Origin of the sequence: Brevibacillus sp. WF146 (genome assembly GCF_001673705.2) — a bacterium.
GTDB classification, from domain to species: Bacteria; Bacillota; Bacilli; order Brevibacillales; family Brevibacillaceae; genus Brevibacillus; species Brevibacillus thermoruber.
This window is the reverse complement of the sequence record NZ_CP109943.1, coordinates 3,349,854-3,364,471: the sequence shown is the minus strand read 5'-3', so window position 1 is coordinate 3,364,471 and position 14,618 is coordinate 3,349,854. Positions and strand designations below refer to the sequence as shown.

Sequence of the window (14,618 nt, the reverse complement as noted above, 5' to 3'; positions counted from 1 at the left end):
ATGAACATGGAGAAATCGGTCCGGCTGTTTGCGGAAGCGCAGCAGTACATACCGGGTGGAGTAAACAGCCCGGTGCGGGCGTTTAAAAGCGTGGGCGGCAATCCCGTCTACATCGCCAAAGGGGAGGGGGCCCGCGTCGTCGACGTGGACGGCAACACCTACATCGACTACATCGGCTCCTGGGGGCCGCTGATCCTGGGACACGCCCACCCGAAAGTGCTGGCGGCGATCCAGGAAGCGGCCGCGCTCGGCACCAGCTTTGGCGCTCCGACCGAACGGGAGACGGAGATGGCCAAACTGGTCTGCGAGATCGTCCCGTCGGTCGAAGTGGTGCGGATGGTCAACTCCGGCACGGAGGCGACGATGAGCGCGCTCAGGCTGGCGCGCGGCTACACCAAGCGGAACAAGATCATGAAGTTCGAGGGCTGTTACCACGGCCATGCCGACAGCCTGCTGATCAAGGCGGGGTCCGGCGTGGCCACGCTCGGACTGCCCGACAGCCCCGGCGTGCCGGAAGCGACGGCCATCAATACGATCACCGTACCGTACAACGATCTGGAGAGCGTCAAGATGGCGTTCGAAGCGTTCGGCGACGATCTGGCCGCGGTGATCGTGGAACCGGTTGCCGGCAACATGGGCGTCGTGCCGCCGCAGCCGGGCTTTCTGCAGGGCTTGCGGGAGATTACGCAGCGCTACGGAACGCTGCTGATCTTTGACGAGGTGATGACCGGCTTCCGCGTCGCCCGCGGCGGCGCCCAGGAGCTGTACGGCATCACGCCGGACCTGACGACGATGGGCAAGGTGATCGGCGGCGGCCTGCCGGTCGGCGCATACGGCGGCAGGCGGGACATCATGCTGCAGATAGCCCCTGCGGGACCGATCTACCAGGCGGGTACCCTGTCCGGCAATCCGCTGGCGATGGCCGCCGGATTGACCACGCTGCGGGAGCTGGGGCAGGAAGGGGTCTACGAGCGGTTGGAAGCACTCTCCGCCCGGTTGGCCGAAGGACTGGCGGACAACGCCCGCAAGCTGGGCATCCCGCACACGGTGAACCGCGTCGGCTCCATGGTCTGCCTGTTCTTTACGGAGACGCCGGTCGTCAACTACGAGACGGCCAAGACGTCCGATCTGGAGCGCTTCTCCAAGTATTTCCGCCACCTGCTGGAAGAAGGCGTAATGATTCCGCCGTCCCAGTTCGAGGGCATGTTCGTCTCGCTGGCCCACACGGAAGCGGACATCGAGCGCACCATCGAAGCCAGCTACAACGCGATGAAAAAGCTGTAAGCCGGCACACGGCGAAGAAAAGCTGCAGGCGCCCGCACTGCCGGGAGCGTTGAGATAACAAAAGTCCCTGTCCGGTTGCGGCAGGGACTTTTGTTTTGGAGGATTATCTCCCCAGTTCTTTCCAGTATTCAAAGGAGTGGATCGCCACTCCCGCAAAGGAAGGGTGCTCCGCCATGAGTGCGGGCAGCTTGTCCAGTTCGCTGTCCATGTACGCGCTGCCTTCCTCGAAAAAGGTGATGAAATTGCCCTCGCTGCTCTGCTTCGTTTCGACGGCGACAAGCACCTTCTTGTCGTACCGGTCGGCCATCTCCAGTTCCTGCGTCACGATCGAGGAGATGCTGTTCGGTCCGGCCGCCCGGTCGCGGTAAGCCATCACGGTCACGTGATCGTGCTTGGCGATCATCCATTCGGCCAGCGAGGTGTCAGGGCTGCCGGGGATAGGGGTATTGTCCAGCCAAAACGGCAGGTCACAGCCAATCTGCAGCGAGGGATTCTGCCTGATTTTGCCGACGTACGCCTCCACGTTGCCCATCCACTGCCGGATGACCGCTTCCCGGTCCGTTTTCCACGCGGGCAGGACGTACGGTTCGATGTCCAGGTGAATGCCGGTGATTTTTTCATGGTCGCCGGCCGCAAGATTGTACTGGTTGACCCAATCGACCAGGGCGAGGATGTCCTGCCGGTTTTGTTCCAGCCCCCAATCGGCTTTCCCGCCCAAGGCGTGCACGTCGATCCCGGCGGCGCGGGCTTTGCCGATGAACGGCCGGTAATACGCGGGGGTGAGCGAGGTGTCGATTTTCAGATACAGCAGGGTCACGCCTTGCTCCGCGGCAAACGAGAGGATCTGATCCGGCTCCGAGGCGGTCAGGTACGTTTGCCAGAGCCATGTGGCTTTCAGCGCCTTCTCTTCGGCAGGATTTACTTGGGCAGTTTTCACTTCGGCAGTGTTCTCTTCGGTGGAGAGTCCTGTCATAAATACGCTCAGCACGATAAGCAGGATAAGTGCCGGACGAGATGCATGTGTCATGACGCTTCCTCCAGGTGTGATCAGAGTCGTGAACGCGAGGTCCCTTACTCATATCGGCACGAGGGGCTTTCGTCGTGAGCGTTTTTGCAGCGCAAAACGAGAAATGGGTCGAAAGTCTGGGGAGTGGGAACGCAATTCGGATTGTTTTCGGTGCCAAAGATCTGGGGGAGCGAAAAACGTGGGACAGGGAAAAGCAAGCGGCACGCCGTCGGAAGAGGGAAGGGGGACGGGCTGCGGCGAACCGCCGGCGGTGCCGGGAACAGACAGGGCGGCCTCCGCAGCCCGTATCCTATCGCGCCGGTATCGGGAGGCGGTCGGAGAGGAACAGGGCCATGTCCCGCATGAGGCTGCGCAGCACGTCGAGCGACGCCTCCGCGTCCAGACCGATTTCCAGCGCGTGGTTGGCCTGAGAGACGATGTGCAGTGTCACGTTTGGCCGGGTCTTGGCGAGCAGCCGGATCACCGGTTCGCTGTAATAGGGATCGCCGGTGCCGGTGGCCAGAAAGACCGCCTGCGGGCAGGAGAGCAGATGGTCGGCAACCGTTTGAAGCGTCAGCAGGGGCGTAAGCAGGATGACGGCCGCCTGCGCATGCCGGGGAGAGCGGCAGACGCCGTTCACGATGGGCAGCGTGCCGATCGACTTGCCCAAAAACAATACCTGCCCGTAGTCAGAATGGTGCAGCACCCGCTCCGTGACGGCGCGGACATCCTCCTGCATCACCCGACTGCGCTCGTCTTCCGGCAGGTTCCAAAAGACGGTGTTGTCCTTGCTGTACGCGTAGCGGACGTGCACCACGTCTGCCCCGAACCGGAGCAGCGTCATGGTGGAGAAGTGCAGGAGCGGCTTGTCAAACAGGTAGCTCGCTCCCGGGCAGACAAAGCAAACGGCGCGGCCCTGACCGCCATCCGGCCGAATCAGGGTATAGGGCACCTCCCGCTCGCCGCTGACCGGTGCACTTCCTGTGATCGCTTGTACCATGGGAACCACCTCAGTTCATTACCGTGTTTTTCCAATCATACAGGGGCAGGACAAGCCCTGGCAAGGGGACTTGTTCCGCTCCGGATCATCGGGGTTTCGACGTGATCCGGTTTCCTCCCGGCAGGTTTATCGATCCGTCTGGCCGGGCAACACTTTGAAAAATAGGACAGAAAGAAGGGGATTCACGATGATGAAACAGGCTTCCTTGCCAAACGGCGTTCGCCTCGCCTACACCGATGTGGGCAGCGGCGAACCAATACTCCTGATGCATGGTTTTTGCGGCAGTTCCGCCTACTGGCGGAAAGTGATTCCCGCTCTGGCCGAGCGGTTCCGCGTGATTGCGCCGGACCTGCGCGGACACGGCGGCAGTTCCGCGCCGGACGAGCCGTACACGATGGAACGGATGGCAGAGGACCTGGTCCACCTGCTGGATGCGCTGGAGGTGGAACGGGCGGCGCTGCTGGGCCACTCGCTGGGCGGTTACGTGACGCTGGCGTTTGCCGAGCGCCACGCGGACAGGCTGACCGGCTTCGGGCTCATCCACTCCACCGCGTATCCCGACGACGAACAGGGCAGGGCCAACCGCGACAAGGGCATGGAGAGCATCAGGCAGAACGGGATGGAGCCGTTCGTCAAGGCGCTCGTGCCCAAGCTGTTTGCCCCGGACAGCGCCGCGGCCCGTCCTGACGACGTGCGGCTGGCCAGGGAGATCGGCCTTGGGACCGATCCAAAGGGCGCGATCCACACGCTGCAGGGGATGAGAGACCGGCCGGACCGTCGGCGCGTCCTGCAGGAAACGGGCCTGCCCGTGCTGCTCGTCGCCGGCGAACAGGACCAGATCGTGTCCCCGGCCAAGACCTTTACGGCAGACGGTCCGCACGTCCGCCAGGTGCTGCTCTCGAAAGCGGGCCACATGGGCATGCTGGAAGTGCCGGAAGACCTGACGGAGGCGATTGGCCAATTTATGAGAAGTTTCTGACAGAACATGGACAAATCGCAAGAAAATTTTGCTATAATCAGTAGTGCTGTCCTATCCTATCATTTTTGTTTTGGGGGGAGAAACAATCATGAAGAAAGCACGTCGCATCAGTCTGGCCGTTTTGGCCGCAGCGATCTGTTCGTCGCTGATGGCCGGGTCGGCGTTTGCCGCGCCGCTCCATCCGGTGCAGCACGTGGACTGGATGGTGAAAAAGTCCATCCTCTCGCCGGGCCAAAACGGTGATCTGGCGCTGAACCGCAGCGTGACGCTGGCCGAAGCCGCCGTGGTCTTTGCCAAGCTGAAGGGAGCCAACACGGCCGCCCCGACCGGCAAAGGCACCCACTGGTCCGCCCCGTACCTGACTTGGCTGAAAAACCAGGGGGCGATTACCGAGAACGACGTCAAAAACCCGACGCAGCTTCTGTCCGCCGCCAAGCTGACGGATTTGGCGAAAAAGCTGGGCTACACGCTCAAGCTGGAAAACAAGGCGCAGGTGACCCGCGGCGAATTCTTCCAGGCGCTGGGGGACGCGGCCACCACGCACATCACCATCGCCCACACCAATGACACGCACGGACACATCCAGGAGGACAAAAACCTCAAGGAATTCGGCTTTGCCAAGATTGCCACGCTGCTGAAAGAGTGGCGCCAGGAAAACGAGAACTTCCTGCTGCTCGACGCCGGCGACACCTTCCAGGGCACCGTCTTCGTCAACCAGTTCAAGGGAGAGTCCGTCGTGCCGATTCTCAACCACCTCGGCTACAACGTGATGGCGGCGGGCAACCACGAGTTTGACTTCGGCTACGAACAGCTCCTGAAGCTGCGCGACATGCTGAAACACCCGATCATTTCCGCCAACGTGTTCAAGGCGGACGGCACGGAGCTCCTCGTGCCCACGTACAAGGCGGAGATCGGCGGCAAGAAGTTCGCGTTCGTCGGCTTTGTGGCGGAGGACACGCCGATTCTCACCCACCCGGACAACGTGAAAGGGCTGACTTTCAAGAATCCGGTGGAAGTGGCGAAGGTGGTCGTGCCGCAGTTGAAAAAGGAAGTGGATCACGTGATCGTGGTCTCCCACGTGGGGATCGACGTGGACCGCGAAATCGCGAAGAACGTGCCGGGCATCGACCTGATCGTCGGCGGCCACTCCCACACGCCGCTGAAGACGCCGGAAGTGGTGAACGGCACCTACATCGTGCAGGACTGGGAATACGGCAAGTCCCTGGGCCGTGCCGACCTGTACTACCTGGGCAAGGAGCTGGTCGCGTTCAGCGGCGGGCTGAAAGAGTACGACGAGAGCGTACAGGCTGACCCGGACGTGGAGAAACTGGTGCAGGAGATCGTCAGCAAGATCGACGAAGTCATGGGCGTCGTGATCGCCAAGGCGGAAGTGGATCTGGACGGCGACCGCAGCCTCGTGCGCAAAAAGGAAACCAACGTCGGCAACCTGATCGCCGACATCATGCTGGAGCGCACGAAATCGATCAAAGGACACGAAGCGGACGTGGCCCTGATCAACGGGGGCGGCATCCGCACCCAACTGAAAGCGGGCGACATTACGAAGAAGGACCTGTACACGCTGCTGCCGTTCCCGAACACCCTGACCGTGATCGAAGTGACCGGCGAAGAGCTGAAAAAGGCGCTGGAAAACGGCGTCAGCCAAGTGGAGGAAGGCGCGGGACGCTTCCCGCAAATCAGCGGCATGTCCTTCACCTACAACCCGAGCAAGCCGGCCGGCGAACGGGTCGTGGAAGTGAAAGTGGGCGGCCAGCCGCTTGACCTGAAGAAAACCTACAAGGTAGCCACCAACGACTTCCTCGCGGCGGGCGGAGACGGCTACGAAACGTTCAACAAACCGGGGTTCAACACCGGCCTCACGCTCTATACCATTGTCGAAGAAGCGCTGACGAACAAAAAGACGGTAAACCCGAAGGTAGAAGGACGCATCGTGGAAGTCAACGAGTAATACGAGAAATTCGCAGCCAAAAACGCTGAAACCAAGCAGCGAGCAACAGCGAAAGCCCTCCGTCCGGACAAGCTGCCGGGTGGAGGGCTTTCCGTCGTCTTATTCGGGACGGGGGATCTCGCCGTCTTCATCCGTGACGGCAAAATTGTAGTTGACCGATCGCGTAAACGCTTCTCCCGATTCGTCCACGCCCGACACCTCAAACGACAGGTTGTAAACCCCCGGTTCGGACGGCACCTGGAACCGGACGTTCATCTCGCTGTCGCTGGCCGCATGGACGCGGAGCTGTTGCAGCGCCGTTCCCTTTCCGGAGCCGGATCGACGCAGTGCGGCCTGCTGAAGCGAGGTCTGTTTCGCTTTTCCGCTGCGGGTCGCAAGCTGCAGCGAAGCGGTGTCGTTTTTCTTGAACACCTGCTTGTCCGCCCGCCATTTGAGGTCCACGCCTCCTTGGACGGCCGCCAGCAGGAAGTACGCGTCCCGCTCGCCGCTGATTTTCGCGGTCCACTCTCCTTTTTCCGGCTTGTCGAGCGAAAAGACGCGATGCACGGCTTTGCCGAAAATGCCGAGTTCGTCCGGCACCGCTTCCCCTTCCTCCGGCTTGTACACCTCACCCGACGGACTGATGAGTTCCACCGCCGTCGCTTTGTCGGCCACCATGATGTCGATCAGCACGTTTTCGATGCCGCCTTCCAGGGGAATGCGCTCCGTCTGCACGCCGTCCACTTCGCCGCCGCGGTAAATTGCGCCGGCAGCCTCGTCCCCGCTGCGCGCGGGTACCCGGACGGCCTGATCCGCTTCTTCGGCCAATCCAGCGTCGGCCCATTCAGCTTCGGCCGCTCCGGCTTTGCTTAATCCGGCGAAAGCCAGTTTCAGCTTGGGCCGGACCTGCTCCCAGGTCTTGGAGGCATGCCGCAGCATGGAGTGGGAGAGCTTCTCCGAGCCGTTGTCCGTAAACGCCCGGATGCCGTACGGCAGACCGAACGCCGAATCGAGGGAGACGGCCCCGTCATCCGAGCCGGGGAGGACGGCATGGGCGAACCAGGTGGCGGAAAACCAGCCGTCGTCGCCGGTTGCCGCTCCCATGTACGTGGCGGCCTTGCGGGCTTCCGGCCGGCTGTCCGTCTGCTCGCGGAACTGGGCCATGTAGGAGGTTTGCAGCGAGTAGACGGCATCGTCGCGCATGCCCAGAATCTCCGCCAGCCACCACGTCCAATCGCTGTAGGCCAGGTCGGCCAGCTCCGACCCCTTGTTGGGCGTGCCCAATTGATGCACGACGTTGACGTAGGGATGCGCTCCGTAATGCACCAGCGCCGCCTGCGTGTCAATGCCGCCTTTCGAATGGGCGATCACGTTGATCTGCGGGACATGGTAGTAGTTGGCCGCTTTCTTGATGACGTCCGCCAGCACGCTGCCGTTGGTCCACATGCTGCCGCCGGCGCCGTCCGCATCCGGCAGCTGGACAAAGGCGGTCCGGTATCCGGCGTTGTAGGCGGCGGTGTAATAGTCGTCATCGGCCGTCCACGTGGTGTAGTCGGAGTGAAGCCCCTGCACGAACAACAAGACCGGTTTGTCATCCGAAGCGTTGGGCGGAATCGCTCCGGTGTACCAGTCCCCCGATTTTCCGTTCGGATTGTCGTCGTGCAGCGTGAGACTGGGGGCTGCTGCGGCAGCGGTCGGCCAGGCAAGCGCAAGGGTGAGGGAAGGGGCGAGCAGGGCGGGCAGAAAACGGCGGCTCATCACGGGTTCCTCCTTTAAAAGAAAGAATTTTTGGAATAATTACCTGAATTTTACAACAATACCGACAGCTTGTCTACTGAATCCATCGAACCGGCCCAATGAAAAATGATGCAAATGGCTTGACGGAATGACGACTGCGCTTCTGAAGCTGCAGAGAGACGCAGTGATGCTGAAGCACATTGTCACGATGCGCGAAACCCATTTCGCATCATGATTCAAATTTCGGGTAAACGGGGGTCCAGGCCGTTTTCTAAACAAACGTCCAAACGCGAGGCTGCGTTGACGCACTTTCCCTCCATGCTGTCTTCTTTTTTCGCATCAGCGTGAGAAAATGGACAAGGAAACTGATTCCCGCCAACATGTTCGCTGTAAAAGTGAGGAACATTAGCAAGCCAATGGTTCTTGTGGGAACAATCTTGAGAAGAAAATCATCAGACAGGAGCAAATGAGCCCAAGTGCATATCGTTTTTTCATCGAAGCCCTCCCGATGTCTTCACGTTTGAAGAGGATAAGCGCCTGTTGTTTTACTGGTATACGTATGGTAAAATACAACAGTTTCATCTACTATGTTTGTTTGGAAATGTACGGATACGCCTGTTTTCCTGTGATTGGGAATCCCGCATGTCAAAAGACCGTCAGATCAGCGTTTTCAACCACGTGAAATCTGGCGTCTTTCATTTTTGGAGCGGCGCTTGTTGGCCTACGGGGTCAACCGGATTATCCAGGAGGGATCGGATATGACGAGACGTGAGTTTATGAATGAGCTGGACAGCTTGCTGCGCGAGCTTCCGGACAAGGAGCGGCTGGACATCCTGGCCGACTACACGCAGCACTTTTTGAACGGCGTGAAGAACGGAAAAAGCGAGCAGGAAATCGCCGAAGCGCTGGGCAGTCCCAGGCTGCTCGCACGGGAGATTCTGGCCGGCTACCGGATTCACCAGGCGCAGTCCGACGCGTCCATCGGCAACATGACGCGGGCGGTGATCGCGACCGTCAGCCTCGGCTTCTTCAACCTCGTCTTTGTCCTCGGGCCGTTTCTCGCGATCATCGGCGTGTTGATCGGCCTCTACGCCGCTTCCCTGGTACTCTTGATCGCACCGGTCGGCCTGCTGTTTCCATTCCTCATCCCCGAAACGTCCGATCAGCGCTCCATCATGGTGTTTGCCGGCATCGCGTCGTTTGGGCTGGGCGGCATGATGGCGATCGGGCTGTTCCGGCTGACCGGCTGGCTGTACCGGCAATTTTTGCGCTACCTGCATTTCAATCTGCGCATGATTAGGGGGAAGTGAGATGAATCGCGTCACCAACCGACTGTTCGGCTTTTTCTTTCTCGCCTTTCTTGTGGGAGTGGGAGGGCTGGTCTGGCAGTTTCAGCAGGGGGAGCACTTCCATTTTGACATGCAGACGATCGACGAGCAGCGTACGATCGCGCAGCAGGTGAAAGGCATCGACCTGAAGACGGAGACGGCGGATGTCGTCCTCGCCGCCGCCCGGGAGACATCGATCAGTGTCCGGCTGGTCGGGGAGGCGCCCGCAGAGCGCAAGCCGACGCTGCAGACGGAGGTAACCCCTGACGGCATCCTGCGGGTCACTGTGGGGGAGCCGGATCGGATCAGCTTTTTCTTCACGCCCCGTACCCGAATGGAACTGCAGGTGACCATTCCCGCCGCCGCCTATCAGGACATGCAGGTCACCACCGCGACGGGAGACATCCGCGCCGGCGGTCTAAAGGCCAAGCGCGTGACGATCCAATCCAGCACCGGTGACGTGGAGCTGAACGGATTGGAGGGAGACCGGCTGGCGGTCAGCACCGACACGGGTGACATGGACCTGGCCGGCATCCGCGGCGAAGTCAGCATCGAAAGCGACACCGGCAACGTGGAAGATCTGGTGCTGACGGAACTGGGCGGCAATGTCGACATCACGACCGATACGGGCGACGTGGAGATCAACGTGGAGAAGAAGGCGGCAGTCCGGCTCGACCTGAAATCCGACACGGGTGACGTGGAAGCCGACTGGCCCGGGCTTTCCTACAGTGAGCAGACGGATCACAGGCTGGACGGATCGAGCGGCGCCGGCGGTCCGCGCATCCTCGTTCGCACCGCGACCGGGGACATTCGCATCCGATAGGAACTTTTTGGAAACACTATGAAACGATAACGATTTTGACACAAAAGAGGCGGGATTTGTCGAATGGTGGATGGTATCATGAGAGAGGATCATTCTTTGTACAAAGAGAGGTTTGTTCATGAGCGCAAAACCGTTTAACGATACGTTTTTGAAAGCCTGTCGCAAAGAGCCGACGGAGCACGTTCCGGTCTGGTACATGCGGCAGGCGGGGCGCTATCAGCCGGAGTACCGGGCGATTCGCGCCAAGTACAGCTTCTTCGAGATGAATTACATACCGGAAGTGTGTGCGGAAGTCACGCGTCTGCCCGTTGAGCAGTTGGGCGTCGATGCCGCCATTTTGTTCGCCGATATCATGACGCCGCTGAAGCCGATCGGGGTGGACGTCAACATCGAGTCGGGCGTCGGACCGGTCATCGCCAATCCGGTCGAAACGCTTGCCGACGTGCAGCGCCTGGGCGAACTGGACCCGGAATCGCACGTGCCGTATATTATGGAAGCGATCAAAATCCTGCGCCAGCAGCTCTCCGTACCGCTGATCGGCTTCGGCGGCGCGCCCTTCACCCTGGCCAGCTACATCATCGAGGGCGGCCCGTCGAAGCACTACCACAAGACGAAAGCGTTCATGTACACGCAGCCGGAGGCATGGCAGGCGCTGATGGACAAACTGGGAGAGATGACCATCCGCTACCTGAAGGCGCAGATTGGCGCCGGTGCGCAGGCCGTGCAGGTGTTTGACTCCTGGGTGGGCGCGCTCAATGACGAGGACTACCGCGCCTATATTGCGCCGGTGATGCACCGCATCTTCAGCGCGCTGAAAGAAACGGGCGTACCGACGATCTACTTCGGCGTAGGCGCCGGCCACCTGCTGAAGGAGTGGGACCGCCTGCCGGTGGACGTGGTCGGTCTCGACTGGCGCACCTCCATCCGTACGGCGCGGGAGCTGGGGGTCACCAAGGCGCTGCAGGGCAACCTCGACCCGACGCTCCTGCTGGCGCCGTGGGAGATGCTGGAGGCCAAGGCGAAGGAGATTCTGGACGAAGGGACCAGGCAGCCCGGCTACATCTTCAATCTGGGACACGGCGTCTTCCCGGACGCGAAGGTGGAAACGCTGCAGAAACTGACCCGATTCATCCACAGTTACCGCCGGGACACGTAACGGGAGGTGCTCACAGATGGCGAAACGTAAACTGGGTCTCCTGCTGATGGCGTACGGAACGCCGCGCAGCCAGGACGAAATCGAACCGTACTACACCCATATCCGCCGCGGCCGCAAACCGCCGGAAGACCTGCTGAACGACCTGAAGGCGCGTTACGAAGCGGTCGGCGGGATCAACCGTTTTGCCGAAATTACGGACGAGCAGGTGCGGGCGCTGGAAGCGGAAATGAACCGCCGTCACCCCGATGTGGAATTTGTCGGCTACCTCGGCTTGAAGCACATCGCGCCGTTTATCGAGGACGCGGTGGACGCGATGCACCGCGACGGCATCGCCGAGGCGATCAGCCTGGTGCTTGCCCCCCACTACTCCAGCTACAGCGTCAAAGAGTACAACGGCCGGGCGAAAGCCCATGCACAGAGCATCGGCGGCCCGGTGATCCACAGCATCGACAGCTGGTATGAGGAGCCGGGCTTTATCGATTACTGGGCAAATGCGATTCGCGACACGTTTGCCGCCATGCCGGAAGCGGAGCGGGAGAAGGCGGTAGTCATCTTCTCGGCCCACAGCCTGCCGGAGAAGATCCTGCAGATGGGCGACCCGTACCCGCAGCAGTTGGAGGATACGGCCAAACGGATTGCCGAGGCGGCCGGCGTCACCCACTACGCGGTGGGGTGGCAAAGCGCCGGCAGCACGCCGGAACCGTGGCTGGGGCCGGACGTGCAGGACTTGACCAGAGAGCTGCACGCGGCACATGGCTACACGTCGTTTGTTTACTGTCCGGTCGGTTTCGTCGCCGAACATTTGGAAGTCCTCTACGACAACGACATCGAGTGCAAAGCGGTGACGGAAGAACTGGGCGCCAACTACTACCGCCCGCCGATGCCCAACGCCAGACCGGCGTTTATCGCCTGTTTGGCGGATGTCGTCGGGAAGAAGCTGGCGGACTTGGGGAAATAGCGTATGAGCGACAAACACCTGCATGTGACGATCGTGGGCGGCGGCATTACGGGACTGAGCGCCGCCTACTACCTGCAAAAATGGAGCCGCGAAGAGGGCGTTCCGGTCCGCTTTGCCCTGCTGGAAGAAAGCGGCCGGTTGGGCGGCAAAATCCAGACGTGGCGGCACCAGGGATTTACCATCGAGCTGGGGGCGGACTCCTTTTTGGAGCGCAAAACCAGCGCCTCCCAACTGATTACAGACGTCGGGCTGGGCGATCAGCTTGTGCACAACCACGCCGGCCAGGCGTACATCGTCCATAAGGACCGCCTCGTTTCCATACCGGAAGGGGCGGTAATGGGCATTCCCACCAAACTGCTGCCGTTTGTCTGGACGCCGCTGGTATCGCCGCTGGGCAAACTGCGGGCCGCCGCCGATCTGGTGCTGCCGGGCGGAAAGCCGGGCGAGGACCAGTCGGTGGGTCACTTTTTCCGCCGCCGCCTCGGCGACGAGGTGATCGAAAACGTCATCGAGCCGCTCATCTCCGGCGTGTACGGCGGCGACATCGACAAGCTGAGCCTGCTCTCCACGTTTCCGCAGTATGCGCAAATGGAACAGAAGTACCGCAGCCTGATCCTGGCGATGAAAAACGCGCGGCCGCCGGCAAAGCCGGAACAGTCGAAAAAGCCGACGGGCATGTTCATGACGCTGAAGGGCGGGCTGCAGTCGCTGGCGGAGCGGATCGAGCAGCTGCTGCCGGAAGGGGCGGTGCAAAAGAATACCGGAGTGCGGCACCTGGAAAAGCGGCCGGAGGGGTATGTGCTGCAGTTGAGCGACGGTCGGACGCTGCGGACGGATGCGGTGCTGCTGGCCGTGCCTCATCCGGTGGCACAAGAACTGCTGCGTCCGTACGTCGACATCCCGCCGCTCAGCGGCGCAAAGCCGACGATCATGGCCACGGTGGCGCTGGCTTACCCGGCGGAGGCGGTACCCCTGGATGTGGAGGGGACGGGCTTCGTCGTGCCGCGCAAGGCCAACTACACCATCACCGCCTGCACCTGGACGCATCGCAAGTGGCCCCATACGACGCCCGAGGGAAAAGCGCTCGTCCGCTGCTACGTCGGCAAGCCGGGCCACGAGGAGATCGTCGACCGCTCCGACGAAGAGATCGTCGACGTGGTCATTCGCGATTTGCGGCGGGTCATGAAGGTCGGCGACACGCCGGAATTTTACCGGGTCACCCGCTGGAACAGGGGACTTCCGTACATGGTCGGCCATCAGCAGTGGCTGCGCGACGTGACCGCCAAAGTGGGCGCGGCGCTTCCCGCGGTTCGGCTGGCCGGCGCCTCGTACGGCGGAGTCGGAGTGCCCGACTGCATTGACCAGGGGAAACGGGCGATTCGCGAACTGCTGGACCACTTGACTCAAAAACCGGGGAACTGACACCCCGGTTTTTTTCTGTACCCGAGACGTCATATATATGTCAAAAAACCTGACATAATGCTTGTGTTTTTGTCGCGCCCATTCGATAATGGATGTATTGGAAATCACAGACATCGAGGAGGAAGGGGTTTCATGGAAAGCGACGTGCGGTTGACAGCGCTGCTGGAAGAACTGGCGGCCAATGCCTGGCCTGCCCATGAGCAGCAGACGCTGGGAAAGTGGCGGCTTCGCGCAACCTTCGGGACGACGAAACGGGCCAACAGCGTGTTTGCGGTGGGGCCGTTTCCGCCATGCGACGATTGGATGACGGTCGTTGAAGACTTTTATCAGCGCCGTTCGCTTCCCGCCTGCTTTTGTGTAAGCGACGCCTCCCCGGCGGAACTGGACGGCATGCTGGCGGCGAGGGGATACGAAAAAGTGGATGAATGCTATGTGATGACCGCGAAGATGTCCGACTGCATCGAGCGCGTGGATTTTGACAGTCGCTTTACCTGCCGGTTTGCCGGTGAAGCGGATGACGAATGGATCCGGGACTTCATCCGTTTCGAGCATTTTGCGCCCGAACGTCATCGTGCGTACACGCACATCTTTTCGGCAATCAGGCCGGAAAAGGCGTTCGCCAGGATCTGTGAAAACGGGGAAACCGTAGGGCTCGGCACCGTCGTGGTGGAGCGGGGGTGGGCGTGTCTCTGCAACATTGTGGTTGTGCCCGCTCACCGGCGAAGGGGCATCGGCGTCCAGCTCGTCGGATCGCTTGCCGGGTGGGCTCGCGACCATGGCGCCAGCGGCTTGTACCTCCACGTCGTCAAAGAGAACGCGGCGGCCGTCAGCATCTACAAGAAACTCGGCTTCGTGCCTGTTTCCGGCCATCATTACCGCATCAGGCCGACGACCTGCTAGGCGGCGCACGGCCTGTCCCTCCGCCGCACGGCTATCGCTTCTTTTGTGTTCCTCCCATTTTGCAGTGCTAAACGGCTCGT

12 protein-coding genes are annotated in these 14,618 nt (G+C 61.1%); 9 read left to right on the top strand and 3 right to left on the bottom strand.

The annotated features are described in order from the left end of the window. Positions 1–1,284 (top strand): glutamate-1-semialdehyde 2,1-aminomutase, encoded by a 1,284-nt coding sequence (gene hemL, locus A6764_RS16730; RefSeq protein ID WP_029097509.1) that lies wholly within the window; start codon positions 1–3, stop codon positions 1,282–1,284. Positions 1,285–1,387: 103 nt separating this feature from the next. On the opposite strand, the gene A6764_RS16725 is transcribed toward hemL, so the two are convergent. Both A6764_RS16725 and A6764_RS16720 read right to left on the bottom strand, forming a co-directional pair. Further along, on the bottom strand, positions 1,388–2,311 hold the full coding sequence (locus A6764_RS16725) for a hypothetical protein (RefSeq protein WP_051188059.1): 924 nt from the start codon (positions 2,309–2,311) through the stop codon (positions 1,388–1,390). 289 nt (positions 2,312–2,600) lie between these two features. After that, the gene (locus A6764_RS16720; RefSeq protein ID WP_029097508.1) at positions 2,601–3,290 is read right to left on the bottom strand and encodes a hypothetical protein; all 690 of its coding nucleotides are present in this window, start codon (positions 3,288–3,290) and stop codon (positions 2,601–2,603) included. 187 nt (positions 3,291–3,477) lie between these two features. On the opposite strand from A6764_RS16720, the gene A6764_RS16715 reads away from it, so the two are divergent. Further along, positions 3,478–4,269 carry an alpha/beta fold hydrolase gene (locus tag A6764_RS16715; protein WP_264622290.1) on the top strand — a complete coding sequence of 264 codons (792 nt, stop codon included), beginning with the start codon at positions 3,478–3,480 and terminating at the stop codon, positions 4,267–4,269. A gap of 88 nt (positions 4,270–4,357) precedes the next feature. After that, positions 4,358–6,235 carry a bifunctional metallophosphatase/5'-nucleotidase gene (locus tag A6764_RS16710; RefSeq protein ID WP_044899581.1) on the top strand — a complete coding sequence of 626 codons (1,878 nt, stop codon included), beginning with the start codon at positions 4,358–4,360 and terminating at the stop codon, positions 6,233–6,235. 99 nt (positions 6,236–6,334) lie between these two features. Here A6764_RS16710 and A6764_RS16705 read toward each other — a convergent pair whose 3' ends face one another. Beyond that, positions 6,335–7,972, bottom strand: coding sequence for an esterase/lipase family protein (locus A6764_RS16705; protein ID WP_065068122.1), 1,638 nt, complete (start codon positions 7,970–7,972; stop codon positions 6,335–6,337). A gap of 737 nt (positions 7,973–8,709) precedes the next feature. Between A6764_RS16705 and A6764_RS16700 the strand changes: the two genes are divergently transcribed. The 6 genes from A6764_RS16700 to A6764_RS16675 all read left to right on the top strand — a co-directional run bounded on the left by A6764_RS16700 (position 8,710) and on the right by A6764_RS16675 (position 14,538). Next, on the top strand, positions 8,710–9,261 hold the full coding sequence (locus A6764_RS16700; protein ID WP_065068123.1) for an HAAS signaling domain-containing protein: 552 nt from the start codon (positions 8,710–8,712) through the stop codon (positions 9,259–9,261). A 1-nt stretch (position 9,262) separates the two neighbouring features. Continuing rightward, positions 9,263–10,102, top strand: coding sequence for a DUF4097 family beta strand repeat-containing protein (locus A6764_RS16695; protein WP_029097503.1), 840 nt, complete (start codon positions 9,263–9,265; stop codon positions 10,100–10,102). A gap of 118 nt (positions 10,103–10,220) precedes the next feature. Then, on the top strand, positions 10,221–11,258 hold the full coding sequence (gene hemE / locus A6764_RS16690) for a uroporphyrinogen decarboxylase (RefSeq protein ID WP_029097502.1): 1,038 nt from the start codon (positions 10,221–10,223) through the stop codon (positions 11,256–11,258). 16 nt (positions 11,259–11,274) lie between these two features. Next, positions 11,275–12,216, top strand: coding sequence for a ferrochelatase (gene hemH, locus A6764_RS16685; protein ID WP_029097501.1), 942 nt, complete (start codon positions 11,275–11,277; stop codon positions 12,214–12,216). Positions 12,217–12,219: 3 nt separating this feature from the next. Continuing rightward, positions 12,220–13,638 (top strand): protoporphyrinogen oxidase, encoded by a 1,419-nt coding sequence (hemY, locus tag A6764_RS16680; protein ID WP_065068124.1) that lies wholly within the window; start codon positions 12,220–12,222, stop codon positions 13,636–13,638. Between the two features lie 132 nt (positions 13,639–13,770). Further along, positions 13,771–14,538 (top strand): GNAT family N-acetyltransferase, encoded by a 768-nt coding sequence (locus A6764_RS16675; RefSeq protein WP_065068125.1) that lies wholly within the window; start codon positions 13,771–13,773, stop codon positions 14,536–14,538. The last annotated feature ends 80 nt before the right edge of the window (positions 14,539–14,618 follow it).

Excerpts from the sequence above, each read along its gene's own strand:
- hemL (WP_029097509.1), top strand. The coding sequence starts at position 1 with ATGAACATGGAGAAATCGGTCCGGCTGTTTGCGGAAGCGCAGCAGTAC.
- A6764_RS16725 (WP_051188059.1), bottom strand. The coding sequence starts at position 2,311 with ATGACACATGCATCTCGTCCGGCACTTATCCTGCTTATCGTGCTGAGC.
- A6764_RS16720 (WP_029097508.1), bottom strand. The coding sequence starts at position 3,290 with ATGGTACAAGCGATCACAGGAAGTGCACCGGTCAGCGGCGAGCGGGAG.
- A6764_RS16715 (WP_264622290.1), top strand. The coding sequence starts at position 3,478 with ATGATGAAACAGGCTTCCTTGCCAAACGGCGTTCGCCTCGCCTACACC.
- A6764_RS16710 (WP_044899581.1), top strand. The coding sequence starts at position 4,358 with ATGAAGAAAGCACGTCGCATCAGTCTGGCCGTTTTGGCCGCAGCGATC.
- A6764_RS16705 (WP_065068122.1), bottom strand. The coding sequence starts at position 7,972 with ATGAGCCGCCGTTTTCTGCCCGCCCTGCTCGCCCCTTCCCTCACCCTT.
- A6764_RS16700 (WP_065068123.1), top strand. The coding sequence starts at position 8,710 with ATGACGAGACGTGAGTTTATGAATGAGCTGGACAGCTTGCTGCGCGAG.
- A6764_RS16695 (WP_029097503.1), top strand. The coding sequence starts at position 9,263 with ATGAATCGCGTCACCAACCGACTGTTCGGCTTTTTCTTTCTCGCCTTT.
- hemE (WP_029097502.1), top strand. The coding sequence starts at position 10,221 with ATGAGCGCAAAACCGTTTAACGATACGTTTTTGAAAGCCTGTCGCAAA.
- hemH (WP_029097501.1), top strand. The coding sequence starts at position 11,275 with ATGGCGAAACGTAAACTGGGTCTCCTGCTGATGGCGTACGGAACGCCG.
- hemY (WP_065068124.1), top strand. The coding sequence starts at position 12,220 with ATGAGCGACAAACACCTGCATGTGACGATCGTGGGCGGCGGCATTACG.
- A6764_RS16675 (WP_065068125.1), top strand. The coding sequence starts at position 13,771 with ATGGAAAGCGACGTGCGGTTGACAGCGCTGCTGGAAGAACTGGCGGCC.